At 70.4% G+C, this 25,173-nt stretch carries 24 protein-coding genes; 20 read left to right on the forward strand and 4 right to left on the reverse strand.

The genetic code is table 11. The annotated features are described in order from the left end of the window. Nucleotides 1-16 precede the first annotated feature (16 nt). The 10 genes from AB0J80_RS02420 (at nucleotide 17) to AB0J80_RS02465 (ending at nucleotide 12,268) form a co-directional block, all read left to right on the forward strand. Complete coding sequence (locus AB0J80_RS02420) at nucleotides 17-1,861, forward strand: exopolysaccharide biosynthesis polyprenyl glycosylphosphotransferase (protein ID WP_364699402.1); 1,845 nt, start codon at nucleotides 17-19, stop codon at nucleotides 1,859-1,861. A 17-nt stretch (nucleotides 1,862-1,878) separates the two neighbouring features. Further along, on the forward strand, nucleotides 1,879-2,769 hold the full coding sequence (locus AB0J80_RS02425; RefSeq protein WP_364699403.1) for a 3'(2'),5'-bisphosphate nucleotidase CysQ: 891 nt from the start codon (nucleotides 1,879-1,881) through the stop codon (nucleotides 2,767-2,769). Nucleotides 2,770-2,807: 38 nt separating this feature from the next. Beyond that, nucleotides 2,808-3,719, forward strand: a complete 912-nt coding sequence (gene cysD, locus AB0J80_RS02430; protein ID WP_364699405.1) for a sulfate adenylyltransferase subunit CysD — start codon at nucleotides 2,808-2,810, stop codon at nucleotides 3,717-3,719. Further along, nucleotides 3,719-5,017, forward strand: coding sequence for a sulfate adenylyltransferase subunit CysN (gene cysN, locus AB0J80_RS02435; RefSeq protein WP_364699407.1), 1,299 nt, complete (start codon nucleotides 3,719-3,721; stop codon nucleotides 5,015-5,017). Before cysD ends, cysN begins: the two co-directional genes overlap by 1 nt. 306 nt (nucleotides 5,018-5,323) lie before the next feature. Further along, a complete protein-coding gene (locus AB0J80_RS02440; RefSeq protein WP_364699409.1) occupies nucleotides 5,324-6,352 on the forward strand; it encodes a LacI family DNA-binding transcriptional regulator in 1,029 nt (342 codons plus the stop codon). A 309-nt stretch (nucleotides 6,353-6,661) separates the two neighbouring features. Further along, a complete protein-coding gene (locus AB0J80_RS02445; RefSeq protein WP_364699411.1) occupies nucleotides 6,662-8,173 on the forward strand; it encodes an alpha-N-arabinofuranosidase in 1,512 nt (503 codons plus the stop codon). Beyond that, the gene (locus AB0J80_RS02450) at nucleotides 8,170-9,501 is read left to right on the forward strand and encodes an ABC transporter substrate-binding protein (protein WP_364699413.1); all 1,332 of its coding nucleotides are present in this window, start codon (nucleotides 8,170-8,172) and stop codon (nucleotides 9,499-9,501) included. The genes AB0J80_RS02445 and AB0J80_RS02450 overlap by 4 nt, the downstream gene beginning before the upstream one ends. A 5-nt stretch (nucleotides 9,502-9,506) precedes the next feature. Continuing rightward, nucleotides 9,507-10,445, forward strand: coding sequence for a sugar ABC transporter permease (locus AB0J80_RS02455; protein ID WP_364699415.1), 939 nt, complete (start codon nucleotides 9,507-9,509; stop codon nucleotides 10,443-10,445). Nucleotides 10,446-10,448: 3 nt separating this feature from the next. Next, the gene (locus AB0J80_RS02460) at nucleotides 10,449-11,276 is read left to right on the forward strand and encodes a carbohydrate ABC transporter permease (RefSeq protein ID WP_364699417.1); all 828 of its coding nucleotides are present in this window, start codon (nucleotides 10,449-10,451) and stop codon (nucleotides 11,274-11,276) included. Between the two features lie 2 nt (nucleotides 11,277-11,278). After that, nucleotides 11,279-12,268, forward strand: coding sequence for a glycoside hydrolase family 43 protein (locus AB0J80_RS02465; RefSeq protein WP_364699419.1), 990 nt, complete (start codon nucleotides 11,279-11,281; stop codon nucleotides 12,266-12,268). Between the two features lie 6 nt (nucleotides 12,269-12,274). Here the strand turns inward: AB0J80_RS02465 and AB0J80_RS02470 are convergent, their stop codons facing one another. From AB0J80_RS02470 to galE, 3 genes are read right to left on the reverse strand one after another with little or no spacing between them, the layout of a single operon-like run. Further along, nucleotides 12,275-12,466 (reverse strand): hypothetical protein, encoded by a 192-nt coding sequence (locus AB0J80_RS02470; protein ID WP_364699421.1) that lies wholly within the window; start codon nucleotides 12,464-12,466, stop codon nucleotides 12,275-12,277. Nucleotides 12,467-12,504: 38 nt separating this feature from the next. Next, nucleotides 12,505-13,647 carry a galactokinase gene (gene galK / locus AB0J80_RS02475; protein WP_364699423.1) on the reverse strand — a complete coding sequence of 381 codons (1,143 nt, stop codon included), beginning with the start codon at nucleotides 13,645-13,647 and terminating at the stop codon, nucleotides 12,505-12,507. Nucleotides 13,648-13,660: 13 nt separating this feature from the next. After that, nucleotides 13,661-14,638, reverse strand: a complete 978-nt coding sequence (galE, locus tag AB0J80_RS02480) for a UDP-glucose 4-epimerase GalE (RefSeq protein WP_364699425.1) — start codon at nucleotides 14,636-14,638, stop codon at nucleotides 13,661-13,663. A 137-nt stretch (nucleotides 14,639-14,775) separates the two neighbouring features. On the opposite strand from galE, the gene trpS reads away from it, so the two are divergent. From trpS to AB0J80_RS02500, 4 genes are read left to right on the forward strand one after another with little or no spacing between them, the layout of a single operon-like run. Continuing rightward, nucleotides 14,776-15,801: a tryptophan--tRNA ligase gene (gene trpS / locus AB0J80_RS02485; RefSeq protein WP_364699427.1), complete on the forward strand. Its 1,026-nt coding sequence runs from the start codon at nucleotides 14,776-14,778 to the stop codon at nucleotides 15,799-15,801. Nucleotides 15,802-15,812: 11 nt separating this feature from the next. After that, complete coding sequence (locus AB0J80_RS02490; RefSeq protein ID WP_364700154.1) at nucleotides 15,813-16,361, forward strand: 2'-5' RNA ligase family protein; 549 nt, start codon at nucleotides 15,813-15,815, stop codon at nucleotides 16,359-16,361. A gap of 30 nt (nucleotides 16,362-16,391) precedes the next feature. After that, nucleotides 16,392-17,312 carry a YhjD/YihY/BrkB family envelope integrity protein gene (locus AB0J80_RS02495; protein WP_364699429.1) on the forward strand — a complete coding sequence of 307 codons (921 nt, stop codon included), beginning with the start codon at nucleotides 16,392-16,394 and terminating at the stop codon, nucleotides 17,310-17,312. An 8-nt stretch (nucleotides 17,313-17,320) separates the two neighbouring features. After that, the gene (locus AB0J80_RS02500) at nucleotides 17,321-17,725 is read left to right on the forward strand and encodes a hypothetical protein (protein WP_364699431.1); all 405 of its coding nucleotides are present in this window, start codon (nucleotides 17,321-17,323) and stop codon (nucleotides 17,723-17,725) included. Here the strand turns inward: AB0J80_RS02500 and AB0J80_RS02505 are convergent. Beyond that, a complete protein-coding gene (locus tag AB0J80_RS02505; RefSeq protein ID WP_364699433.1) occupies nucleotides 17,714-18,292 on the reverse strand; it encodes a TetR/AcrR family transcriptional regulator in 579 nt (192 codons plus the stop codon). The two genes, AB0J80_RS02500 and AB0J80_RS02505, sit on opposite strands and share 12 nt — an antisense overlap. Before the next feature lie 99 nt (nucleotides 18,293-18,391). Between AB0J80_RS02505 and AB0J80_RS02510 the strand changes: the two genes are divergently transcribed. The 6 genes from AB0J80_RS02510 (at nucleotide 18,392) to AB0J80_RS02535 (ending at nucleotide 25,164) form a co-directional block, all read left to right on the forward strand. After that, nucleotides 18,392-19,375, forward strand: coding sequence for a hypothetical protein (locus AB0J80_RS02510; protein WP_364699436.1), 984 nt, complete (start codon nucleotides 18,392-18,394; stop codon nucleotides 19,373-19,375). A gap of 26 nt (nucleotides 19,376-19,401) precedes the next feature. Beyond that, on the forward strand, nucleotides 19,402-19,692 hold the full coding sequence (locus AB0J80_RS02515) for a hypothetical protein (RefSeq protein ID WP_364699438.1): 291 nt from the start codon (nucleotides 19,402-19,404) through the stop codon (nucleotides 19,690-19,692). A 183-nt stretch (nucleotides 19,693-19,875) separates the two neighbouring features. After that, on the forward strand, nucleotides 19,876-20,970 hold the full coding sequence (locus AB0J80_RS02520; RefSeq protein ID WP_364700155.1) for a BMP family ABC transporter substrate-binding protein: 1,095 nt from the start codon (nucleotides 19,876-19,878) through the stop codon (nucleotides 20,968-20,970). A gap of 179 nt (nucleotides 20,971-21,149) precedes the next feature. After that, complete coding sequence (locus AB0J80_RS02525) at nucleotides 21,150-22,625, forward strand: ABC transporter ATP-binding protein (RefSeq protein WP_364699441.1); 1,476 nt, start codon at nucleotides 21,150-21,152, stop codon at nucleotides 22,623-22,625. A 74-nt stretch (nucleotides 22,626-22,699) separates the two neighbouring features. Further along, a complete protein-coding gene (locus tag AB0J80_RS02530) occupies nucleotides 22,700-23,890 on the forward strand; it encodes an ABC transporter permease (RefSeq protein ID WP_364700157.1) in 1,191 nt (396 codons plus the stop codon). 5 nt (nucleotides 23,891-23,895) lie between these two features. Then, entirely contained in the window at nucleotides 23,896-25,164 is a 1,269-nt protein-coding gene (locus AB0J80_RS02535; protein WP_364699443.1) for an ABC transporter permease, read from the forward strand. Nucleotides 25,165-25,173: the final 9 nt, after the last annotated feature.

The following is a 25,173-nucleotide window of genomic DNA, read 5'->3' on the forward strand; positions in this document are numbered from 1 at the left end:
CGCGGGGGAGGTTCGGATGACACAGGACCTGTCCGGAAGCCGCAAGGCGATACTGGACGAACCGACGGTGGTCCTGCCGACCATCCAGCGGCGGGGCGGGACGGAAGCCGCCCGGACGGACGTCCGCTTCGTCGTCGGCCAGGACCACGGACATGCGTCCGATCTGTGCGTACCGGAGAATCACGGCCCGGCGAACCACCCGCCGGCCAACCACGGGCCGCGGCCGCACCGGCCGTCGCCGCACCGTGACCGCGGCCGCAACAGCAAGATCCCGGCGCCCGCGCGGCCGGCCGGCGACGAGGACAACGCGCCGCCGCAGGCGGGGGCCGGTGGCACGCTCGCGAGTGAGCGGGCGAAGAACCAGGCGGTGGACCGCCACTGGTCCCAGCGCCCCAACCGATCGGCGGCGGCTCGGCCGGCGGTCCGGCCTTTTGTCCGGGTACGCGGAAAGCACGCGGCGATGTCCCGGCGGCAGCGCTGGGAACGCCGGTACGTGCGCGTCCTCGTGCTCTCCGATCTGATCGCCGGGGTGGCCGCCGGTGCCGTGACGTTCGCATTGCGCTTCGGCGACGAGGTGACCACGTACAACCGGTGGTATCTGCTGCTGTCGGCGCTGCTTCCGGTGGCGCTGCTGGCCGTCCTGGTGGTGAGCAGGGCGTACGAACGCCGTTTCCTGTTCGTCGGCACGGACGAGTACCAGCGGGTCCTGCGCGGCGGTGTCGGCCTGATCGCGGGCGTGGCCGTCGTCTCGTACGCGCTGGAGCTAGACCTGGCGCGCTCGTACGTCCTGGCCGCGCTGCCGACGGCGATCGTCTCGGCCGTGGTGCTGCGTTTCGTCCTGCGCAAGCGGCTGCACGTGAAGCGGGCGCGCGGGGAGAGCCTGCGCCGCGTTCTGGTCGTCGGACACGAGCTGTCCGTCATCGGCATCACCCGGCAGTTGCGCCGCGAGCGCTACCACGGCCTCGAGGTCGTCGGTGCCTGCCTTCCGCCCGACCATGACGGTGTGGTCGATTTGCCGGTGTATGGCACCTTCGACGACGTGGCGAACGCCGTCGATGCCGCCGATGCGGACACCGTCGTGGTGCTGAGCTGCCCGGAACTGGACGGCGTCGCGCTGCGCCGGCTCGCCTGGCGGCTGGAACGCGACGAGGTGGACCTGATCGTCGCGAGCGCGCTCATCGACGTCGCCGGGGCTCGGACCACGATCCGCCCGTTCGACGGCCTGCCGATGCTGCACGTCGAGCATCCCCGGCTGCACGGCGGCGCGCGGGTCATCAAGGACCTGTTCGACCGGCTCGGCGCCCTGGTCCTGCTGATCGTCTTCGGTCCGCTGCTGTTAACCGTCGCACTCTGCGTCCGGCTCACCTCCCGTGGCCCGGTACTCTTTCGACAGGTACGGGTCGGACGTGACGGGTCCGAGTTCCGGATCTTCAAGTTCCGCAGCATGTACGTCGACGCCGAGGCCCGGCTGGCCGAGCTCCGGCACCTCAACGAGCACGACGGTGTGCTCTTCAAAATCCGCGACGACCCCCGCGTCACCCCGGTCGGACGGTGGCTGCGCAGGCTCTCGCTGGACGAGCTCCCTCAGCTTCTCAACGTCCTCCTGGGCCAGATGTCGCTGGTCGGACCGCGACCGCCGCTGCCGTCGGAGGTCGCCGCCTACGCCGACGACGTGCGGCGCCGGCTGGCGGTCAAACCGGGCATGACCGGCCTGTGGCAGGTTTCCGGACGTTCGGACCTGCCGTGGGAGGAGGCGGTCAGGCTCGACCTGCGCTATGTGGAGAACTGGTCACTCAGCTTGGACTTGGTGATCCTTTTGCGGACCATGACCGCGGTGGTGCGGTCGTCGGGAGCGTACTGAACTTCATGAGGAGAGCGATGAGCGAGCAGACAGGGACGTCGGCGCGCATAGCGGGGCAGCGGGAGCCGGACAACTCCGGAACGCCGCCGGTCAACGATTCGGCCTTCGCCCGCTGGCTGGCCGACCGCGCCGGCCAGGTGCTGCTCCAGGTCCGCGCGGACATGGGCTATGCCGACGGCAAGGCCCTCAAGGCCGCCGGGGACAAAGCCGCCCACGATCTGTTGCGTACGGAGCTCGCCCGCTGGCGCCCCGCCGACGCGGTGCTGTCGGAGGAGGACGACCACTCCCGCGTCGCGTGGCAGGACGGCGAGCACAGCATCGTCCGTCCGGACCGGCTCGACGCTTCCCGCGTGTGGATCGTCGACCCGCTCGACGGCACCCGCGAGTTCTCCGAGGAGGGCCGTACGGACTGGGCGGTGCACGTGGCCCTGTGGACCGCCGACTGCTCCAGCCCGAGCTGCCTGTCCGCCGGTGCCGTGGCGATGCCGGCTCAGCACCGTACGCTCGCCACCGACCACACCCCCGCGTACCCGCCGCTGCCGCTGGCCGCCGCGACCGGCGGGCCGATCCGCATCGCCGCGAGCCGCACCCGCCCGCCGGCGTTCGTGACCGCCCTGGCCGAGGACATCGGCGCGGAGCTGGTGCCGATGGGGTCGGCCGGCGTGAAGATCGCCGCCGTGATCAGCGGCGACGCGGACGCCTACGTGCACGCGGGCGGCCAGTACGAGTGGGACAGCGCCGCCCCCGTCGCTGTGGCGACGGCCACCGGACTGCACGCTTCCCGAATCGACGGAAGTGAGTTGAAATACAACCAGGCCGATCCGAAACTGCCCGACCTGGTGGTCTGCCGCAAGGATCTCGCCCCTCGGTTGCTTGCAGCGCTGCAGCGTCATCTCCCGCTAACCTGACCCTCTGCACACGCACGGAATCGAAAGGCTGGGACCCTGTGAGTCAGGCGAAGCCCTATCGCGTATCCCATCTCGATGCCCTCGAAGCCGAGAGCATCTTCGTCATGCGCGAGGTCATGGCCGAGTTCGAGCGGCCCGTGCTGCTCTTCTCCGGCGGCAAGGACTCGATCGTGATGCTGCGGCTGGCCGAGAAGGCATTCGCCCCGGCCCGCATCCCGTTCCCGGTCATGCACGTCGACACCGGTCACAACTTCCCCGAGGTGCTCGAGTATCGCGACGCCCGCGTCGCCGAGCTCGGGCTCAACCTGGTGGTCGCCAGCGTGCAGGAGGCGATCGACTCCGGGCTCGTGCGGGAGCTGCCCGACGGCACCCGCAACCGGATCCAGACCCCGGTGCTGCTCAACGCGGTGGAGAAGTACCGCTTCGACGCCCTTTTCGGCGGCGCCCGCCGCGACGAGGAGAAGGCGCGCGCCAAGGAGCGGATGTTCAGCTTCCGCGACGAGTTCGGCCAGTGGGACCCGAAGAACCAGCGCCCGGAGCTGTGGTCGCTGTACAACGGCCGGCACCACCCGGGCGAGTCGATCCGCGTGTTCCCGCTCTCGAACTGGACCGAGCTGGACGTGTGGCACTACATCGCCAAGGAGCGCATCGCGCTGCCGAGCATCTACTACGCCCACGACCGCGAGGTCGTCGAGCGCGACGGGATGTTCTACGCGGTCAACGAGTTCATCGTCCCGAGGGACGGCGAGACGGTCGAGACCCGCCGGGTGCGCTACCGCACGGTCGGCGACGCGTCCCAGACCGCCGCGGTGCTCTCCGACGCCGACACCGTCGAGAAGGTCATCGACGAGGTGGCCGCGACCCGGATCACCGAGCGCGGCGCCACCCGGGGCGACGACAAGGTCAGCGAGGCGGCGATGGAAGACCGCAAGCGGGAAGGCTACTTCTGATGAGTCAGGCAGTTCTGGAGACCGAGGCGGCCGCCGCCCGCAACATGGACCTGCTGCGGTTCGCCACCGCCGGCAGCGTCGACGACGGCAAGTCGACCCTCATCGGGCGGCTGCTGTACGACACCAAGTCGCTCTTCTCCGACCAGCTCGAGGCGGTCGAGGCGGTCAGCGCCGCGCGCGGCGACGAGTACACGAACCTGGCGCTGCTCACCGACGGTCTCCGGGCCGAGCGGGAGCAGGGCATCACGATCGACGTGGCGTACCGCTACTTCGCGACGCCGCGGCGCAAGTTCATCATCGCGGACACCCCGGGGCACATCCAGTACACCCGCAACATGGTCACGGGTGCCTCGACCGCCGACCTCGCGCTGATCCTGGTCGACGCCCGCAAGGGCCTCGTCGAGCAGTCCCGCCGGCACGCGTTCCTCACCTCGCTGCTGCGAGTGCCGCACCTGGTCCTGTGCATCAACAAGATGGACCTGGTCGGCTGGGACAAGGACGTCTACGACCGGATCGCCGACGAGTTCACCTCGTTCGCCGCGAAACTGGACATCACGGACCTCACGATCATCCCGATCTCGGCCCTGGAGGGCGACAACATCGCCTCCCGGTCGGAGAAGAGCCCCTGGTACGAGGGCCCGTCCCTGCTGCACCACCTGGAGCACGTCCACATCGCGTCGGACCGCAACCTGGTCGACGTCCGCTTCCCGGTGCAGTACGTGATCCGCCCGCAGTCGACCACGGTCACCGACTACCGCGGCTACGCGGGCCAGGTCGCCTCGGGTGTCCTGAAGCCGGGCGACGACGTGATGGTGCTGCCCTCCGGCATGATGAGCAAGATCGCGGCCATCGACACCGCGGACGGCCCGGTCGACGAGGCCTTCCCGCCCATGTCGGTAACGGTCCGCCTGACCGACGAGATCGACATCTCCCGCGGCGACATGATCTGCCGCCCGCACAACGCCCCGGCGGTAGCCCAGGACGTCGAGGCGATGGTCTGCTGGATGGACGAGACGGCCCCGCTGCGCGTCGGCGCGAAGTACACGATCAAGCACACGACCCGTACGGCCCGCACGGTCGTCCGCGGCCTGCAGTACCGGCTCGACGTGAACACGCTGCACCGCGACGAGGAAGCCTCGGGACTCGCGCTGAACGAGATCGGCCGGGTCAAGCTCCGCACGACGGTGCCGCTGCTCGCGGACGAGTACCGTCGCAACCGCACCACCGGCGGCTTCATCCTGATCGACGAGTCGACCAACCGCACGGTCGGCGCCGGCATGATCATCGAAGCCGCCTGAGCGCACACCGGCAACGCCCGCCCGGCCGCGGCCGGGCGGGCCGACCGGGAAGAAGGCAGCCGCGGACTTCCAGGCCGCGCTCGCCGGGCAAAGAGCAGTCACTCTGGATCGTGTGGCTGCCGGGTAAGTGAGTGGTGGCGGCTTCCGGGTCGTGTGGCCGCTGAGAACCGGGCGGTTGCGGCTTTCGGGTCGTGTGGCCGCTGAGAACGGGGCGGTTGCGGCTTCTGGGTCGTGTGGCCGCTGGGACAAGGGTGGCCGCGGGCCTGTGGGGCGCGGCGGCCGGGAGAAGGGGACGGGGCGAGGTCCGTGCCACCGGGCTTGAAGGACGTGGCCGCACGCGCCGGCGTGTCCATCAAGACCGTCTCCAATGTGGTCAACGGGTACGTGCACGTCTCGCCCGAGACGCGGGCCCGGGTGCAGCAGGCGATCGACGCCCTCGGGTACATCCCGAACGTGGCCGCGCGCCAGCTGCGCAGCGGGCGGTCCGGGGTGATCGCGCTCGCCGTGCCCGAGCTGCAGACGCCGTACTTCGCCGAGCTTGCCGGGCTCATCGTGCAGGCCGCGGAGCGCCGTTCCTGGACCGTGCTCATCGACCAGACCGACGGCCACGAGGACCGCGAGCGCAACCTCGTCGCGGGCCTGCGCCGCCACGCCATCGACGGCCTCATCTTCAGCCCGCTGGCGTTGGCCGGCGAGGAGCTCACCAGCACCGGCGACACCCCGATGGTGCTGCTGGGCGAGCGGGTGTGGCACGGGCCCGCCGACCACGTGGCCATCGACAACACCGCCGCGGCCGCCGACGCCACGGCCCATCTCGCCGCGCTCGGCCGGCGCAGGGTCGCGGCGATCGGCGCGCAGAGCCCGCCCTCGGCTGTGACCGCGCACCAGCGTCTGGCGGGCTATCGGGCGGCCCTCGTCGACGCCGGCCTGCCGGAGGATCCGGCCCTGATCGCCGAGGTGGAGAGCTTCCACCGAGCCGACGGCGCCGAGGCGATGGGCCGGCTGCTCGACGGCCCGGTCCGGCCGGACGCGGTCTTCTGCTTCAACGACGTGCTCGCCCTGGGGGCGATCCGCACGCTGCTGGACCGGGGGCTGTCGGTGCCAGAGGACGTTGCGGTGATCGGGTTCGACGATATCGAGGACGGCCGGTTCTCCACCCCGACACTGAGCACGATCGCTCCGGACACCGCGCGGATCGCCCGGCTGGCCGTGGACCTGCTGGCGGAGCGGCTCGGGGAGATCCGGGCCGGCGACGACAGCGACCCGGCGGGGCCGCCGCGCGAGCTGAAGGTGGACTACCGGCTGATCGCCCGGGAGAGCACGCTCGGCCGCTGACCCGCCCGAGCGGGTTTGGAAAGTGGACAGCGCCGCGTGCGAACAGCGTTCGCTCGACTGAACAGCCCGCCCTGCGAATGGGGTTCGCGTACGCGAACAGCGCCAGCCTGGGAACCGCACGCGGGCGCAAGATAGGTCCCCCGCGAACAGGCCCGGAGCGCGAAGAAGGCCCAACCCGGACAGCCGGGGAGAAACCCGCCCGAGCACCCACCCCACCCCGTAACCACTCTGTCTCAAGCTCTTTACAACGATGGTTCCAACGTTGTAAACCAGTGAGACGGCACACAACCGCTGCGACGGGAGTGATACGTGACCAGCGCCAACCTGACCCTCGACCCCGCCTTCGCCATCGGCGACGTGGATCCGCGGCTGTTCGGTTCCTTCGTGGAACACATGGGCCGCTGCGTCTACACCGGCATCTTCGAGCCCGGCCATCCCCGGGCCGACGCCGACGGGCTGCGGACCGACGTGCTCGAGCTCGTCCGGGAGCTGGGGGTCACCCTGGTGCGCTATCCCGGCGGCAACTTCGTCTCCAACTACCGCTGGGAGGACGGTGTCGGGCCGGTCGGGGACCGGCCCCGGCGGCTCGATCTGGCCTGGCGGGCGCTGGAGAGCAACGCCTTCGGGCTCAACGAGTTCATGCGGTGGGCCGAGCACGCCGGCGTCGCCCCGATGATGGCGGTGAACCTGGGGACGCGGGGGATCGCCGAGGCCGCCGAGCTGGTCGAGTACTGCAACGTTCCCGACGGCACCGCGGCCGCGGACCTGCGGCGCAAGCACGGGGTCGGACAGCCGCACGACATCCGGCTGTGGTGCCTCGGCAACGAGATGGACGGGCCCTGGCAGATCGGTGCGCTGACTGCGCGGGAGTACGGGCGGCTCGCCGCGCGGGCCGGGCATGCCATGAAGCGGGTCGATCCGTCGATCGAGCTGGTGGCCTGCGGTAGCTCCAACGCCGACATGCCGACCTTCGCGGCGTGGGAGGCGACGGTGCTGGAGGAGGCGTACGACCAGGTCGACTATCTGTCCCTGCACCACTATTTCGATCCCGGCAAGCAGGACGAGGCAAGTTTCCGGGCGTCGGCCGTGCAGCTCGACGGGTTCGTCGAGGACGTGGTGGCCACCGCCGACCATGTGCGGGCCAAGCTGCGCCGGCGCAAGCGCATCAACCTGGCGCTCGACGAGTGGAACGTCTGGTACCAGTCGCGGTTCACCGAGCCGGAGGACCGGGGGATCGAGGAGCTGCCGCCGCTCATCGAGGACGACTACACGGTCACCGACGCGATGGTGGTCGGCAACCTGCTCATCAGCATGTTGCGGCACGCGGACCGGTTGACCGTCGGGTGCCAGGCTCAGCTGGTCAACGTGATCGCGCCGATCCGGACGGCGGCCGGTGGGCCGGCGTGGCGGCAGACGATCTTCCATCCGTTCGCGCAGACCGCTCGGCTGGCGCGGGGGACCGTGCTGCGGGCGGCCGTCACCGCACCCGTGATGGCCACCGGCGCCTTCGGTGACGTGCCTGTGCTCGACGCGGTCGCCACCCGGGACGGGACGACCGGGGAGCTCACGATCTTCGCGGTCAACCGTGGCACCGAGGCCGTTGCGCTGGAGCTGGATCTGCGGGCCTTCCCCGGGTTGCGGGCGGGGGAGCGGATCGAGCTCGCCGAGGCCGACCCGCGAATCGTCAATTCCGCTGCTGCGCCTGATCGCGTCTGTCCGCGTACCGAAGAAATGCCCGCCCTCGACGGCGGGCGAGCGACCGTCCTGCTGCCTCCCGTCTCCTGGCACGCGCTCCGATTCACCCCCGAGGAGAAACCGTGAAACCACATCTGACCCGCCGCGGCCTGCTCGGGCTCGGTGTAGGCGCCGGCGGCGCCGTGCTGCTCGGCGCCTGCGGCGACGACGGTCCCAACCCGGTCGTCGGGGGCGGCAAGAACGCTCAGCCCGCCTCGACCGCCTACACCGGCCCGAACGTCGCGCTGACCTTCTGGAACGGCTTCACCGGCGGCGACGGCCCGGTGATGAAGTCCCTGGTGGACCGGTTCAACAGCGAGAACCCGAACATCAAGGTCACGATGAACGTGTACGAGTGGGCCGACTACTACCAGAAGGTGCCCGCGGCGGTGTCCACGGGCAACGGTCCCGACCTGGGCATCATGCACGTGGAGCAGGTGGCCACGAACGCCGCGCGCGGTGTCGTTCTGCCGCTCGACGACGTCGCGGCGTCGCTGCAGCTCAAGGAGGAGGACTTCTCGCCGCCGGTGTGGCGGGCCGGGGTCTACAACAACAAGCGGTACGCCATCCCGCTCGACGTGCACCCGCTGGGCATGTTCTACAACAAGTCGGTGCTGGAGAAGGCCGGTCTCGACCCGGAGAACCCGCCGCAGACCAAGGACGACTACATGAAGGCCCTGGACGCGCTGAAGAGCAAGGGCGTGCAGGGGCACTGGGCGACGCCGTTCCCGTTCACCGGCACGATGCAGTTCGAGTCGCTGACGTGGCAGTTCGGCGGGCAGCTGTTCGACGAGAACGCGACCAAGCCGCTGTTCGCCGAGGCGCCCGGTGTGCAGGCGCTGACCTGGCTCACCGATCTGGTGAAGAACGGCTACAGCCCGAAGAACGTCGCCCAGGACGCCGACCTGATCGCGCTGCAGAACGGCAAGGCCGCGTTCAACTGGAACGGGATCTGGACCATCAACACGCTCAAGGGTGTCAAGGGTCTGACCTGGGGTGTCAGCGCGCTGCCCACGATCGGCTCGCAGCCGGCCGCCTGGGCCGGATCGCACAACTTCGTGCAGTTCAAGCAGCGCACCCCGGACCAGAACAAGCTGCAGGCCGGCAAGGTCTTCATCAACTTCATCAGCAAGAACTCCATCGAGTGGGCCAAGGGCGGGCAGGTGCCGGCCCGCAAGGAGATCCGCGAGGGCGCCGAGTTCAAGGCGCTCACGGAGCAGGCGGCGATCGGGTCGCAGATCGACAACCTGCACTTCCCGCCCTCGGTGCCGGGCATCCCGGACGCGATGGCGACCATCGACACCGCCGTCAACGAGGCGATCCTGCTGCGCAAGGAGCCCGGCAAGGCACTCGCCGACGCGGCCGCCAAGGCGGCCCAGATCCTGGAGCAGAACCGCAAGAAGTACGGCGGCTGATTCCCGTGGTCGACGTCCTGGAGGAGACCGCCTCCTCGACCGCGGCGCCCGCGAAGGCGGCGTCGCGGCGGGGGGCGGGCCTCACCCCGTACCTGTTCCTGCTGCCGTACGGGCTGCTGTTCGTGACGTTCACGCTGGTGCCGGCCGCGTACGGGCTGTGGATCAGCCTGCACGACTGGGACTATCTGCTGCCCGGCAAGCCGTTCGTCGGGCTGGACAACTACGGTGCCCTGTTCGACAGCGCCTCGCCGGTGTTCGACTTCTTCTGGCAGAGCATGCAGGCGACTGCCACCTTCACGGTGTTCAGCGTGCCGCTGCTGGTGGCCGTCCCGCTCGGCATCGCGCTGATCCTCAACCGGCCGTTCCGGGGCCGCACGTTCTTCCGGGCGGTGTACTTCGTGCCGTACGCGCTCGGCGTCGCGGTCATCGGCGTGCTGTGGCGCTTCCTGTTGGACCCGAACCTGGGCGCGGTCAACGCGCTGCTCGGCGCGGTCGGCCTGCCGAATGCCACGGCGTGGACGACGGGTCTGCCCTGGGCGTGGGTCTCGCTGGTCGGCGTCACGGTGTGGTGGACGCTGGGTTTCAACGCCGTCATCTATCTCGCCGGTTTGCAGGACATCCCGCGCGAGCTGTACGACGCGGCCAAGGTGGACGGCGCCGGCAAGTGGGCGGAGTTTCGCAGCGTCACCCTGCCGGGGCTGCGGCCAGTGCTGCTCTTCGTCGTGATCAACACGATCCTGGCGTCGAGCAACATGTTCGGGCAGGCGTACCTGATCACCCAGGGCGCGCCGGGTGTGGAGACCCGTACGGCGATCATGTACATCGCCGAGGAGGGGCTGCGCAGCTACCGGATGGGCAGCGCCGCGGCGATGAGCTACCTGCTCACCCTCGCGTTGCTGCTGATCAGCATGGTCATGTTCCGCCTCTTCCGGACGAAGGACTGAGCCATGGGCCGCGTCAGAGGAATCGCCTGGTACACGATGCTCGGCGGGCTGAGCCTCGTCTTCGTGGCGCCGGTGGTGTGGATGCTCATCACGTCGTTCAAGACGGCGGACGAGGCCACCCGGGTACCGCCCACGCTGGTCCCGCAGGATCCCACCACCAGCGCGTACGACACGCTGTTCGCCGGCGACTCGCAGACACCCGTGCTGCGCTGGTTCCTCAACAGCCTGCTGGCGGCGAGCGGGCAGGCGCTGCTCGTGCTCGCGGTCGCGTCCATGGCGGCGTACGCGCTGGCCAGGATGGACTTCCGGGGCAAGCGGATCTTCTTCGCCCTGATCGTCGCGACGCTGTTCGTGCCGATCTTCACGCTGATCATCCCGAACTTCCTGATCATCGACCGGCTCGGCTGGCTCGACAGCCTGTGGGCGCTGATCATCCCCGGGGCCGCCAGCGCGTTCGGCGTCTTCTTCCTCCGGCAGTTCTTCCTCGGGCTGCCCCGGGAGCTCGAGGAGGCCGCGGTGCTGGAGGGCGCGAACTCACTCCAGATCTTCACGAAGGTCATCCTGCCGCTGTCCAAGCCGGCCCTGGCCACGCTGGCCGTGATCAGCTTCCTGAGCAACTGGAACGACTTCATCTGGCCGGTCTACGTGCTGTTCAGCCCGGAGAACTTCACGCTGCCGCCGGGGCTGGGCACGCTGCAGGGCGCCTACAACATCAACTATCCGGTGATCATGGCCGGTGCGACGCTGGCCAGCGTCCCGGTGCTGATCCTGTTCGTGGTCAGCCAGCGCTACATCATCGAGGGCGTCTCCCGGTCGGGTCTGAAGGGCTGAGCGTGAAGATCGGCGTAGCCCTGGCGTCCTTGCTCCTGCTGGCGGGGTGCACCGCCGCTGACGAATCGGAGCCCGCAGTGCCCAAGACCTTCACCAACCCCGTCTTCCTCGAGAACTTTCCCGATCCGGGGGCCGTGCTGGCCGACGGCATCTGGTACGCGTACGGCACCAACAACACCACGCAGAACGTCCCGATCCTCACCTCGCCCGACCTGGTCACCTGGACGCCCGCCGGCGACGCGCTGCCCGAGGTGGGCAAGTGGGCCGAGCGCGGCAACACCTGGGCGCCCGAGGTCATCGCGGGAGACGGCGGCTACCTGCTCTACTACACCGCCCGGTCGACCGCGGCGGGCCGGCAGTGCATCGGCGTCGCGTACGCGAAGAGCCCCGCGGGTCCCTTCGTCGACGACCGCGCCGAGCCGCTGATCTGCCAGGGCGACGAGGGCGGCTCGATCGACGCCAGCCCGTACCGGGACCCCGACGGCGGCCTGTACCTCTACTGGAAGAACGACGGCAACGCGATCGGGCGGCCCACCCACCTCTACGGCAGCCGCCTCGCCGCGGACGGGCGCTCGCTGACCGGGAAGGCCGTCGTGCTGCTCACCAACGACGCCCCATGGGAGAACCACGTCATCGAGGCGCCGCAGATGGTCCGCCACGACGGCAAGCTGGTGCTGTTCTACTCGGCGAACGCCTTCGACCGCGACGTCTACGCGATGGGCTACGCCGAGTGCGACGGCCCGCTCGGCCCGTGCCGCAAGGCGGCCGAGAACCCGATCCTGAGGTCGACGCCGGCCGCGGCGGGCCCGGGGCACAGTTTCCTGGTCACGACGCCGGGCGGCGAGACGTGGCTGCTCTACCACGCGTGGCCGCCCGACGCGATCGGCAGCGTGGCGCCCGGACGGCAGCTGTGGCTGGACAGGGTCGACTGGCCCGGCGGCCGGCCCGTGGTGAAGGGGCCGACCGCGGACCCGCAACCCGTGCCGCGGTAGCCCCGTTCAGCGCTCGTCGTCGTCGCGGGTGGTCGCGTCCTCGATCGCGTGGCTCACCGCGCCGGTGATGTCGCCGGCCGGCACCGCGATGGCCTCGCCGTCCACCTCGCCGGGCTTCTCCGGGGTGGGCTCGGGCGCGGTGGCGCCGCCGGAGAAGCCGTACTCGTTCGGCCGGTGCTCTTCGGATGCGTCAGTCATGCCCTGCGCTTACCCGCGGGGACGGGCGGATATGCCGGTCAGAGCCGGCGGGCGCCCGGCCCCGGGGTGGCCGACCAGGTGGTCGGCGGCGTGAAGGACCGTTCCGCGTACGCCTGTTCGACGGCGGCCGTGGTCGCCTCGGCCCGGTCGGCGTCGATGAGGGCCAGCACGCACCCGCCGAAGCCGCCACCGGTCATCCGGGCGCCGTACGCCCCGGCCGCCAGCGCCGCCTCGACGGCCACGTCCACCCGGTCGACGGTGATCTCGAAGTCGTCGCGCATCGAGGCGTGCGATGCCGTCATCAGCGGGCCGATCTCGCGGATGCGGCCCGAGCGCAGCAATGCCACCGTGTCCAGCACGCGCTGGTTCTCCGTGACGATGTGGCGCACCCGGCGGCGCATCACCTCGTCGTCGAGCTTGGCCAGCGCCGCGTCGAGGTCATCGGCGCCGACGTCGCGCAGGGCGGCCACGCCGAGGATGCGGGCGGCCTCCTCGCAGGACCTGCGGCGGGCGCCGTACTCGCCGTCGACGTGCTGATGCGGGGTGTTGCTGTTGATGACCAGGATGGCCAGACCCTCGGCGGCCAGGTCGAACGGGATCTGCTCGACCTCCAGCGACCGGCAGTCGAGGAAGAGCGCCTTCCCCGCCTCGCAGCGGATCGACGCCGACTGGTCCATGATCCCGGTGGGTGCGCCGACGTAGACGTTCTCCGCGCGCTGGGCCAGTGCCGGCCGCTTCGCCACCGGCAGGTCGAGGCCGCCCAGGTCGGCGAGGGCGGTCAGGACCGCGGACTCCAGCGCCGCCGACGACGACACCCCGGCTCCCACCGGTACGTCGGAGGCGAGCGCGATCCGTGCGGGCGGCACGGTGAAGCCCGCCTCCTGCAGCGCCCAGACCACGCCGGCGGCGTACGCGGCCCAGCCCTCGACGTCGCCCGGAGCCGGCGACGCGAAGGTCACCGGCTCGTCGGCGAAGTCGGAGCAGACCGTCCACCCCGGCTCGTCACTCACCGCCGTGGCCGCCACGACCTGTTGCGGCAGCGCGAACGGCAGCACAAAGCCGTCGTTGTAGTCGGTGTGCTCGCCGATCAGGTTCACCCGGCCGGGGGCCGCCCAGAGCCCGGCGGGTCCGGTGCCGAAGGTGCTGTGGAAGGCCGCTGCGGCCGAGGAGGCGACATTCATGGCGATGATCAGATCATGCGACGTGGGTGCGGTAGAACTCCCAGGCGTCGCCGATCATGTCGGTGAGCGTGGGCTTCTCCGGCACCCAGCCGAGCTCGTCGCGGGCGCGCTGGGACGACGCCACGAGCGTGGCCGGGTCGCCCTCGCGGCGCGGGGCCACCTCCACCGGCAGCTCGGCGCCGGTGACCTCGCGGGCCGCCTCGACGACCTGGCGGTTGGAGAAGCCGTTGCCGTTGCCCAGGTTGTAGATCTTGTGCTCGCCGCGGGTGGCCGCCTCGAGGGCGAGCAGGTGGGCCCGGGCCAGGTCCTGGACGTGGATGTAGTCGCGGACGCAGGTGCCGTCGGCGGTCGGGTAGTCGTCGCCGAACAGCTGCAGCTTGTCCCGCTTGCCGGCGGCCGCCTGCAGCGCGATCGGGATGAGGTGCGTCTCGGGGTCGTGCCGCTCGCCGATGGCCGTGCCGTCCTCGCGGATCAGGGCGCCGGCCACGTTGAAGTAGCGCAGCGACACGGCGGCCAGGCCGTGCGCGAAGGCCTCGGAGGTGAGCGCGAAGTCGAAGGTCAGCTTGGTGGCGCCGTACGTGTTGGTCGGTGCCTTGGTGGCGGACTCGGTGATGGGCAGCTCGGTGGGGTTGCCGTAGACCGCCGCCGTGGAGGAGAACACGAAGCGCGGCACCCGGGCGGCGCGGACCGCGTCGAGCAGCGCGAGCGAGCGCTTGACGTTGTGGTCCCAGTAGAGCTCGGGCTTGGTCATCGACTCGCCGGCCTGGATGAGGCCCGCGAAGTGCAGCACGGCGTCGAAGCCCGAGTCCGGGGTGAGCACCGAGGCGGCGTCGGCGATGTCGGCCTCCACGAGCGTGGCGTCGGGCGCGACCGCTTCCCGGAAGCCGTTGACAAGGTTGTCCAGAATGACAACCTCGTGGCCGGCGTCGAGCAGCAGCCGGCTGGTGACGCTGCCGATGTAGCCGGCGCCTCCGGTGACGAGAAGTTTCACCACACGACCTTTCGTAGTGGACGACGTCCGCGTCCAAGGTTACTCAATACCGCTCACAAGTCAACATGATCGAACATCGCCCCGGACAGCGCCGGGCGTTTGACGGGAAGCCCGGCGAGACTGACACAATGGCGCTCATGTCCGACGCCGACCGCCGCCCGCGGGTGCTTTCCGGCATCCAGCCGACCGCCGACTCGTTCCATCTCGGCAATTATCTCGGAGCGGTCCGCAACTGGGTTGCCATGCAGGAGACGGCGGACGCGTTCTACTGCGTCGTCGACCTGCACGCGATCACCATGGGGCACGACCCGGTGGCGCTGCGGAACAGGACCCGGCTGTCGGTCGCCCAGCTGCTCGCCCTCGGCCTCGACCCCGAGCGCTGCACCCTCTTCGTGCAGTCGCACGTGCCCGAGCACGCGCAGCTCGGCTGGGTGCTGAGCTGCATCACCGGCTTCGGTGAGGCCGGGCGCATGGTGCAGTTCAAGGACAAGTCGGCGAAGCAGGGCTCCGACACCACCAGCGTCGGCCTGTTCACCTACCCGATCCTGCAGGCCGCGGACATCCTGCTCTACCAGGCCGACGCGGTGCCGGTGGGCGAGGACCAGCGGCAGCACCTCGAGCTCACCCGGGATCTGGCGCAGCGTTTCAACACGCGCTTCGGCAAGACGTTCACCGTGCCGTCGGCGTACATCGTGCGTGACACCGCGAAGATCACCGACCTGCAGGACCCGACCGCCAAGATGTCCAAGTCGGCCTCGTCGCCCAACGGCATCATCGAGCTGCTCGAGGACCCGTCGCGCTCGGCCAAGAAGATCAAGTCGGCGGTCACCGACACCGGTCGCGAGATCCTCTACGACGAGGAGAACAAGCCCGGCATCAGCAACCTGCTGACCATGTATGCGGCGCTCACCTCGCGGACCATAGACGAACTGCTCGAGCAGTACGACGGCCGCGGCTACGGCGACCTCAAGAAGGACCTCGCCGAGATCGTGGTCGAGTTCGTCAAGCCGGTCCAGGAGCGCACCCGGACCTTCCTCGAGGACCCCGGCTACCTCGACAAGGTGCTCGCGGTGGGCGCGGACAAGGCGCGCGCCGTGTCGGCGGTGACCCTGGCCCAGGCGTACCAGAACATCGGTTTCCTCAGCCCGTCCCGCGGAGCCTGACGCCGGTGGCGCTGACGGACCCGCCGACCACCCGGATCGGCGTCGCGATCGACATCCCCGAGCCCTGGGGATCCCTGCTCACCCGGCGCCGCGCCGAGGCCGGCGACCCGCAGGCCGCGTACACGCCGGCCCACGTCACGCTGCTCGGCCCGACCGAGGTCCCGACCGCGGCCCTGCCGGCGATCGAGGAGCGGCTGGAGGGGATCGCCGACGCGCAGGAGCCGTTCACCGTGCACCTGCGGGGCACCGGCACATTCCGGCCGGTCACCGAGGTGGTGTTCGTGACCCTGGCCGCCGGGATCAGCGAGTGCGAGCTGCTCGCCGCCGCCATCGCGGCGACCGAGGGGGTGAACCGCGGCTCGCGGTTCCCCTACCACCCGCACGTCACCGTGGCCCAGGACGTGCCCGGCCCGGCGCTGGACGCGGTCTTCGACGACCTCGCCGAGTTCGAGGCCCGCTTCGAGGTGCCGGCGTTCACGCTCTTCTCCCACGACCTCTCCGACGGCGGCGACGGCCCCTGGACCCGCCGCCGCGACTACAAGCTGGGCGGCCTGCGCTAGAAGACGACCCGCATTGGGTACGGTCTGCGCGTGAACGCCATCGACCGGGCGTACGCGGTGGTCGAGGCCCGGATCATGGCGCTGCGGCACCGCTCCCGCTACTTCGATCACCTGTGCCGGGCCGCGCTGCGCTACGACGAGGTCTCGGGCGGGCGGCTGGCGGCGGCGATCGCGTACTACGGCTTCTTCGCGGTGTTCGCCCTCGCCCTCATCGGCTACTCGATCTTCGGCGTCCTCATCGACTCGAACGTGGCGCTCTTCGAGATCGTCCAGAACTTCCTGGAGCAGAACCTGCCGTTCCTCGACGTGCAGGCGATCCTCGACAGCGGCAAGACCGTCGGCATCGTGGGCATCGTCGGCCTGATCTTCACCGGCATCGGCTGGGTCGAGGCGATCCGCTCCTCGCAGCGGCTGATCTGGCGGCTGAACGAGGACCCCGGCTACGTCGGCGTCCGGCAGGTGGTCGACCTGCTGGTGCTGGTCGGCATCCTGCTGCTGCTCACCGTCTCGGTCGGCGCGGTCTACGGGCTCGAGTCGCTGCTGGAGTGGCTCGCCGACGGGCGGGTGGGCCTGCTGCTGTCGATCGTCAGCGCCGTGCTGACCGTCGCGATCAACATGCTGCTGGCGGCGGCGCTGCTGGCCGCGGTGCCGAGGCTGCGCATGACCGCGCGGCGGATGGCCCCGCCGGTGCTGCAGGTCGGCATCGGCATCTACCTGCTCAACACCGTCGGCAAGTCCTTCGTCGGGCTGATCCAGCGCAACCCCGCGTACGGCCTGGTGGCCAGCGCGGTCGGGCTCCTGGTCTACCTGTACGTCTTCAACCAGCTCCTGCTCTTCGGCGCGGCCTGGGCGGCGACCAGCCCGCACGGACGCGTCGTGGACCTCTCGGCGGACGATAAAACTGCTCCGGTGGGGCAAAATACCTGGATTCGGCACCAGCGGCCGGAATGATGATCGGTGTGGGCACTCTCGTGACGCTGCACCTGCCGCCGGGCTCACCCGTGGCCGACCTGCCGTGGATCATCACCATCGGCCCCCTCGACGACGACGAGGAATGGGAGCCGCTGGTCTGCGGCCCGTACGAGCGGCCGCACGCGCTCGCCCTGGCCCAGGCCGTCGTCGCCGACGAGGACCTGATGGCGGTGGTCGAGCCGCTGCTGCCGCTCGCCGACGCCGACGCCATCCGGGCGGAGGTGGAGCTGGCGAAGTCGGGCGCGGACCATGACGCCAGCACTGACGACCTCACCGCCGAGACCTTCGACTCCGACGAGCCACGCCGGACGACGCCGGGGCGGCCGCCCACGCGTGACGAGGTCCGGGCGGCGTTCTTCCGGATCGCCGCGAAGCTGACCTCAGCGAGCTAGCAGCGCCCGTACCCCGGCCAGATAGGTGTCCCGGTCGGGGTGGCCGACCAGCTGGCGTTGCAGGGCGTAGCCCGGGATCATGCCGAACAGCACGGCGGAGACGGCCGCCACGTCGGCGCCGGCGGGAAGCTCGCCGCGGGTGATCGCCCGCTCGGCGATCGTGTGGAAGGGCTCGCGCATGCGCAGGTAGCGCTCCCGGACGATCTCGCCGATGGCGGGGTCGAGCACCGCCTCCGACCAGACCTGCACCGCCAGCGGGAAGTTCCCCAGCTGGTCGTCGAGGATGTCGACGACGCGTTCCATGGCCGTCGCCAGGTCGAGCGTCCCGTCCGCGGCGACCTCGTCGAGGTGGGTGGCGAGGCTGCCCGCGACGGTCTCGGAGATGGCGCTGATGATGTCGTTCTTCGACTTGAAGTAGCGGTACACGGCACCTACGGACAGGCCCGCCTCCTGAATGAGGTCCTGCATCGAGGTGTTGTGCAGGCCGTTGCGGAGGAAGCAGGCGCGCGCGGCGGCGAGGATCTGCTCGCGGCGGGCGGTCAGGTGGTCTTCGGAGACGCGTGGCACGCCTCGCATTCTAAAACGAACGCTCGTTCTTGACACCGGGAGGCCGGCGGGCGCACGCTGAGCCTTATAAAGAACGAGCATTCGTTTTAGGAGGAGATCATGACGGGAAAGCTCCGCCCGGTGGTGATCGCCGTCGCCGTTGTCGTTCTCCAGGTCCTGCTGGTGCCGCTGTTCGCGGGGCCGGCCGCCCACCTCGGCCCGCGCGACCTTCCGATCGCCGTGGCGGGTCCGCAACCCACCGCCGACCAGGTCGCCGCCCGGCTCACCGCGGCCCGCCCCGGCGCCTTCGACGTCCGGGTGGTGGGCGACGCGGACGCGGCCATCCGGGATCGCGAGGTCTACGGCGCGGTCGTGCTCGGCACCGGCGGGCCGTCGTTGCACGTGGCGTCCGCCGCGAGCCCGGCGGTGGCGACGCTGCTGACGCAGGCCACGGCCGAGCTCGGTCAAGGCAGCCCGGTGCCGGTGGTGGACGTCGTCCCCACCGATGCGGGTGACCCCCGCGGGGCCGGCCTCGGTGCGGGCTTCCTGCCCATGGCCATGACGTCGTTGCTCGCCGGCGTTCTCACCTTCCTGCTGATCAAGCGGCGGTCGGCGCGGCTGCTCGCGCTCGGTGCCTTCGCGGTGCTCGCGGGGCTCGCCGGTGCCGCGGTGCAGCAGCTCTGGCTGGACGTCGTGCCGGGGAACCACTGGGGCGTGGCCGGTGTGCTCGCCCTGTTCGCGCTCGCCGTGTCCGCCGCGGTGGCCGGGCTCGGGGCGGTGTTCGACCGCGCCGGGGTGGCGCTCGGGGCGGTCACCGTCTTCCTCGTGGGCAATGCGCTGTCGGCCGTCAGTTCCGCGCCGGAGCTGCTGCCTCAGCCGTGGGGAGCCGTCGGTCAGTTCCTGCCGATCGGCGCCGGTGGCACGCTGCTGCGGTCCGTCGCGTACTTCGGGGGCCGGGGCGGCGGGGCGGCGGTTGCGGTGCTCACGGCGTACGCGATCGGGGGTCTGCTGCTCGTCGTGGGCGGGAGGCGCGGGACGGTCCGGGCCACGACGAAGGCCGCGGTCGGCGATGCAGGGCGGCGGGAGCCGGCGCTGGCGGGCTGAGTCCGGCCGCACGGCATACTGAGCCGGTGGTGCTCTCCCGGAGATGGTCCGCCTTCCTGATCGCGGTCGGGGTCTGGACCTGGTTCATCTGGCCGCGGTTCGGCGTGGCGATCTGGAAGGACGAGCGGTCCTTCGCGGGCGGCGAACCCACGTCATTCCTCTGGGTGCACGCGCTGTTGATCATTGCTTCGCTGGTCATCGGTACGGCGGTCGGCGTGCTCGGCGTCCGCGCCTGGCGCGCCGCGCGTCCGCCGTCGGAGGGTCGTGAAGATTCCGTCGCAACACCCGCGGATCACCGAAAGATCGACGGCGCCTGACGCTCGAGCCTGGCAATTCATCGTTTTGTTGTGTGAGGCAACGTTTAGGCCCGTACGTGGTTGCGGGCAGGTAACGGTGCGCCAACAGTCCGGGAGGAATTCCAGCCGTCACCCTGGCCTGCGGCTACGCTCCCGACCTGAGACGCACCGCGCAGTGTCGGTGTGCTGTGGAAGGAGGGCGTGTTGCGCCCAGTACGTGGCAAGCGAATCGTTGCGATTCTCGCGGCGGGTGGGCTGACGCTCGCCGCCGCGGCCTGTGGCGACGCCCCTGCCGAGACCCCGAGCGGCTCCGGCGCGAGCAAGGCCGCTGCATATAAGGCATGCATGGTCACCGACACCGGTGGCATCGACGACCGGTCCTTCAACGCCTCCGCGTGGGCCGGTATGCAGGCCGCCAAGGAGGCCCAGAGCAACGTCGACCCCAAGTACGTGGCGTCGACGGCCGAGGCCGACTACGAGCCCAACCTGCGCCAGTTCGTGACGCAGAAGTGCAACTTCATCCTGGCGGTCGGCGGCCTGATGGGCGGCGCCACCGAGAAGGTCGCCAAGGAGAACACCAGCCAGCAGTTCGGCATCGTGGACAGCAGCATCGCGGGCGTCAACAACGTCTACCCGATGCAGTTCGCCACCGACGAGGCCGCGTTCCTCGCCGGCTACCTCGCCGCGGGCTACTCGAAGACCGGCAAGGTGGCAACGTACGGCGGCCTGAAGATCCCGCCGGTCACCGTCTTCATGGACGGCTTCGCCGACGGCGTCGCGTACTTCAACAAGCAGAAGAACAAGAACGTCGCCGTGCTCGGCTGGGACAAGGCCAAGCAGAACGGCTCCTTCGCCGAGAACTTCGGCGACCAGGCCAAGGGCAAGCAGATCACCAACACGTTCGTCTCCCAGGGCGCCGACGTCATCATGCCGGTCGCCGGCGGCACCGGCCTGGGCACCGCGGACGTGGCCAAGGCGTCCGGCGGCAAGCTCGCGGTCATCTGGGTCGACCAGGACGGCTGCAAGAGCGCCGAGCAGTACTGCGACGTCTTCCTGACCACCGTCGTCAAGAACATCAAGGACGCGGTGGAGCAGGCCGTGGCCGACGGCGCCCAGGGCAAGCCCCTCACCGCCACCCCGGGTTACAAGGGCACGCTGGAGAACGACGGCGTCTCGATCGCGCCGTACAACAAGTTCGACAGCAAGGTCGACGCCGGGCTCAAGTCCGAGGTCGACAAGCTCAAGCAGGACATCATCGCGGGCACCGTGAAGGTCGAGTCGGCCAACGCGCCGAAGTGACCTGCTGGTGAACTAGCACATCCGGCCGCCGCGCGGTCACGGGCCGAACCCCGTGACCTGCGCGGCGGCTCTGCTCGGGCTGAGCCGGCACCCCTCACGCCGACACCCGGCCCCCTCGTCTGCAGGAGATTCCGCTGAGACTCGAGCTGCGCGGCATCACCAAGCGCTTCGGCGACCTGGTGGCCAACGACCACATCGACCTGACCGTCGAGCCCGGCGAGGTTCACGCCCTGCTGGGTGAGAACGGCGCGGGCAAGTCCACCCTCATGAACCAGCTCTACGGCCTGCTGCAGCCGGACGAGGGCGAGATCCTCGTAGACGGCGAGGCACGGACCTTCCGCAGCCCCCGCGACGCCATCGCCGCCGGCATCGGCATGGTCCACCAGCACTTCATGCTCGTCCCGGTCTTCACCGTGGCCGAGAACATCGCGCTCGGCGCCGAGAAGACCCGCGCCGGCTTCCTCGACCGCCGCCGGGCCCGACGCGAGGTCGTCGAGGTCTCCGAACGGTACGGCCTGCCGGTCGACCCGGACGCCCTCGTGGAGAACCTGCCCGTCGGTGCGCAGCAGCGGGTCGAGATCATCAAGGCCCTCACCCGCGACGTCGACCTGCTCATCCTCGACGAGCCGACCGCGGTGCTGACCCCGCAGGAGACCGAGGAGCTGCTCACGGTCATGCGCGGGCTGTCCGACGCGGGCAAGTCCATCGTCTTCATCACCCACAAGCTCAAAGAGGTCAAGGCCATCGCCGACCGGATCACGGTGATCCGGCGCGGGCGTACGGTCGGCACGGCGGACCCCGACACCGCCGAGGACGAGCTGGCCGCCCTCATGGTCGGCCGCGCGGTCAGCCTCGAGGTCGACAAGGCGCCGAACGAGCCCGGCCGCGAGGTCCTGCACGTCTCCGGCCTCATCGTCGACGACGACCGCGGCGTCCGCGCCGTCGACAACGTCGACCTGACCGTGCGGGCGGGCGAGGTGCTCGGCATCGCCGGCGTCCAGGGCAACGGGCAGACCGAACTGGTCGAGGCCGTCATGGGCCTGCGGCCGCCGCGCGCCGGGTCGATCATGATTGACAACGAGAGCCTGGTCGGCATGAGCACCAAGCAGATCCTGCGCTCCGGAGTCGGGTACGTGCCCGAGGACCGCAGCCTCGACGGGGTGGTCAAGGAGTTCTCCGTCGCCGAGAACCTCGTCCTGGACCAGTACGACCGGCCGCCGTACGGCAACGCGTTCCAGCTCAACCCCGCGGCCGTCGCCACGTCGGCGCGTGAGCGGGTCGAGCAGTTCGACATCCGGACGTCGTCACCGGACGCCGCGGTCGGCACGCTGTCCGGCGGCAACCAGCAGAAGGTGGTCGTGGCCCGGGAGCTGTCCCGGCCGCTGCGGCTGTTCATCGCGGCCCAGCCGACCCGCGGCGTCGACGTCGGCTCGATCGAGTTCATCCACAGCCGCATCGTGCACGAGCGCGACGTCGGCACCGCCGTCCTGGTGGTGTCGAGCGAGCTGGACGAGGTGGTCGGCCTCGCCGACCGGATCGCCGTGATGTACCGGGGCCGGATCCTGGCGATCGTCTCGCCGGACACCCCGCGCGAGGAGCTGGGCCTGCTGATGGCCGGCATCACCGACGGTGCCGCAGAGAAGGGGACGAAGTGACGACCGACGCCGACGAGAAGGCCGCGCCGGCGAAGCAGAAGCCCGCCGACGAAGAGTCCTTCCTCAACCACTTCCTGCACAACCTCTGGGCCGCCAACACGGTCACCGTGACGGTGCTCTCGATCCTGCTGGCCATGCTCATCGGCGGGATCCTGATCATCGTCTCGGACCCCGACGTGCTGAGCACCTTCTCGTACTTCACAGCCCGGCCCGGCGACGCGCTCAACTCCAGCTGGACCGTGGTCAGCGGCGCCTACGCCGACCTCTTCAAGGGCGCCATCGTCGACCCGGCGACCATCACCGCCTGGGCGAACGGCACGGGCACGTGGCGGCAGGTGTTCTTCCCGATCTCCGAGACCCTCACGTACGCGGCGCCGCTGGTCTTCACCGGCCTGTCCGTGGCGCTGGCGTTCCGCGGCGGCCTGTTCAACATCGGCGGCCAGGGCCAGGCGATCGTCGGCACCATCGTCGCCGCGCTGGCCGGCTTCGCGCTGCCGTTGCCCCCGGTGATCCACCTGCTCGCGGCGCTGCTGGCGGGCCTGCTCGGCGGCGCGCTCTGGGGCTTCGTGCCCGGCATCCTCAAGGCCCGCACCGGCGCCCACGAGGTCATCGTCACGATCATGATGAACTACACGGCCGCCCTGTTCCTGGGCTGGCTGATCCTGCAGAAGGGGGTGCAGCAGCCCGGGCGCAGCGACGCGATCAGCAAGACCGTCGACGGGTCGGCGCAGCTGCCCTCGTTCGGCGGCGAGCTGCGGGCCAACCTCGGCATCGTGCTGGCCGTGCTGGCCACCGCCGGTGTCGCGTGGCTGCTCAACCGCTCCGCGTTCGGCTTCGAGCTGCGGGCCGTCGGGCACAACCCGGCCGCCGCCAAGACCGCCGGCATCAGCGTCGCCAGGACGTACACGCTGCTCATGGTGACCGCCGGCGGCCTCGCCGGCCTCGGCGGAGCGACCCAGGTCCTGGGCACGGCGCACGCCCTGACCACGCAGGTGGCGGGCAACATCGGCTTCGACGGCCTGCTGGTCGCCCTGCTCGGCCGCAACCGGCCCTGGGGCACGCTGCTGGCGGCGATCCTCTTCGGCGCCCTGCGTGCCGGCGGCAACCGCATGCAGTCGTTCTCCAGCATCTCCCTGGAGCTCGTCACCGTGCTCCAGGCACTGATCGTCATCTTCATCGCCGCACCGGCCCTGGTGAAGGCGATCTTCCAACTGCGCGCCGCTCGCTCCGCGCGGCTCGGCGCCTCGATGGCGAAGGGCTGGTGACCGGCGTGTCCACGGCGACAGTGCAGGAGACCACCACGGCCGCGGCACCCACGCCGTTCTGGGACCGCCAGCGGCGCCTCGGCGTCGGGGTGGCGTTCATCGGCCTGGTGGCGACGATCGTCTTCGGCGCCCTCGCGGCCTCCGAGACCGCCAGGTTCACCCTCAGCGAGGACGCCGAGGGCGCCGCGCTGTCGATCAACGGGCAGTTCGGCGCGATCCTCTTCGGGATCCTCACCCTGGCGGCCGGCGGGGTGCTGCTCGCCGGCCTGCTGCGCAAGTGGCAGACCTGGGTGCTGTGCCTCGGCATCCTCGCCTTCGTCCTGTCGTTCCTGTGCTGGCAGGTCGCGGGCAAGTTCCTGCCACTCGTCGACACCGCCGGCGGCACCCTCGAGCTGGCCGTGCCGCTGATCCTCGGCGCGCTGGCCGGCGTGCTCGGCGAGCGGTCCGGCGTGGTCAACGTGGCGATCGAGGGCCAGTTCCTGATGGGTGCGTTCGGCGCCGCCCTCGTCGGCACGATGGCCACCAGCGTGTGGGCCGGCGTGCTCAGCGCGGCGGTGGGCGGTGTGCTCATCGCCGCGATCCTCGCGGTGCTGGCCATCCGCTACCTGGTCGACCAGGTCGTCGTCGGCATCGTGCTCAACCTGCTCGCCCTCGGCATCACCGGCTTCCTCTACGAGCGGCTCATGCAGCCCGACGCGCAGGCGTACAACCAGCCGCCGAAGATGCCGGAGTGGCGCATCCCCGGGCTCGCCGACATCCCGGTCGTGGGGCCCGTGCTGTTCCACACCAACGGGCTCGTCTGGCTGGCCCTGATCCTGGTGTTCGCGGTGCACTTCGGGCTCACCCGGACGCGGTGGGGCCTGCGTACCCGGGCGGTCGGCGAGCACCCGACCGCCGCCGACACCGTCGGCATCCGGGTCCGCGGCCTGCGCTACCTCAACGTCCTGCTGGGCGGCGTCATCGCGGGTGCGGGCGGCGCGTACTTCACGCTGGTGGCCACCGGCAGCTTCAACAAGAACATGACCTCGGGCGCCGGCTTCATCGCGCTCGCGGCCCTGATCTTCGGCCGCTGGACGCCGTTCGGCGCGCTGGGGGCGGCGCTGTTCTTCGGCTTCGCGCAGAAGCTCGCCACGTACCTGAGCGCGGTGGGCAGCCCGGTGCCGAGCCAGTTCCTCAACATGCTGCCGTACATCGCGACGATCATCGCGGTGGCGGGCCTGGTGGGACGGGTGCGCGCGCCGGCCGCGGACGGCCAGCCGTACATCAAGAGCTGACCGACCGGG

The organism is Actinoplanes sp. NPDC049548, assembly GCF_040676695.1.
Lineage (GTDB): Bacteria > Actinomycetota > Actinomycetes > Mycobacteriales > Micromonosporaceae > Actinoplanes.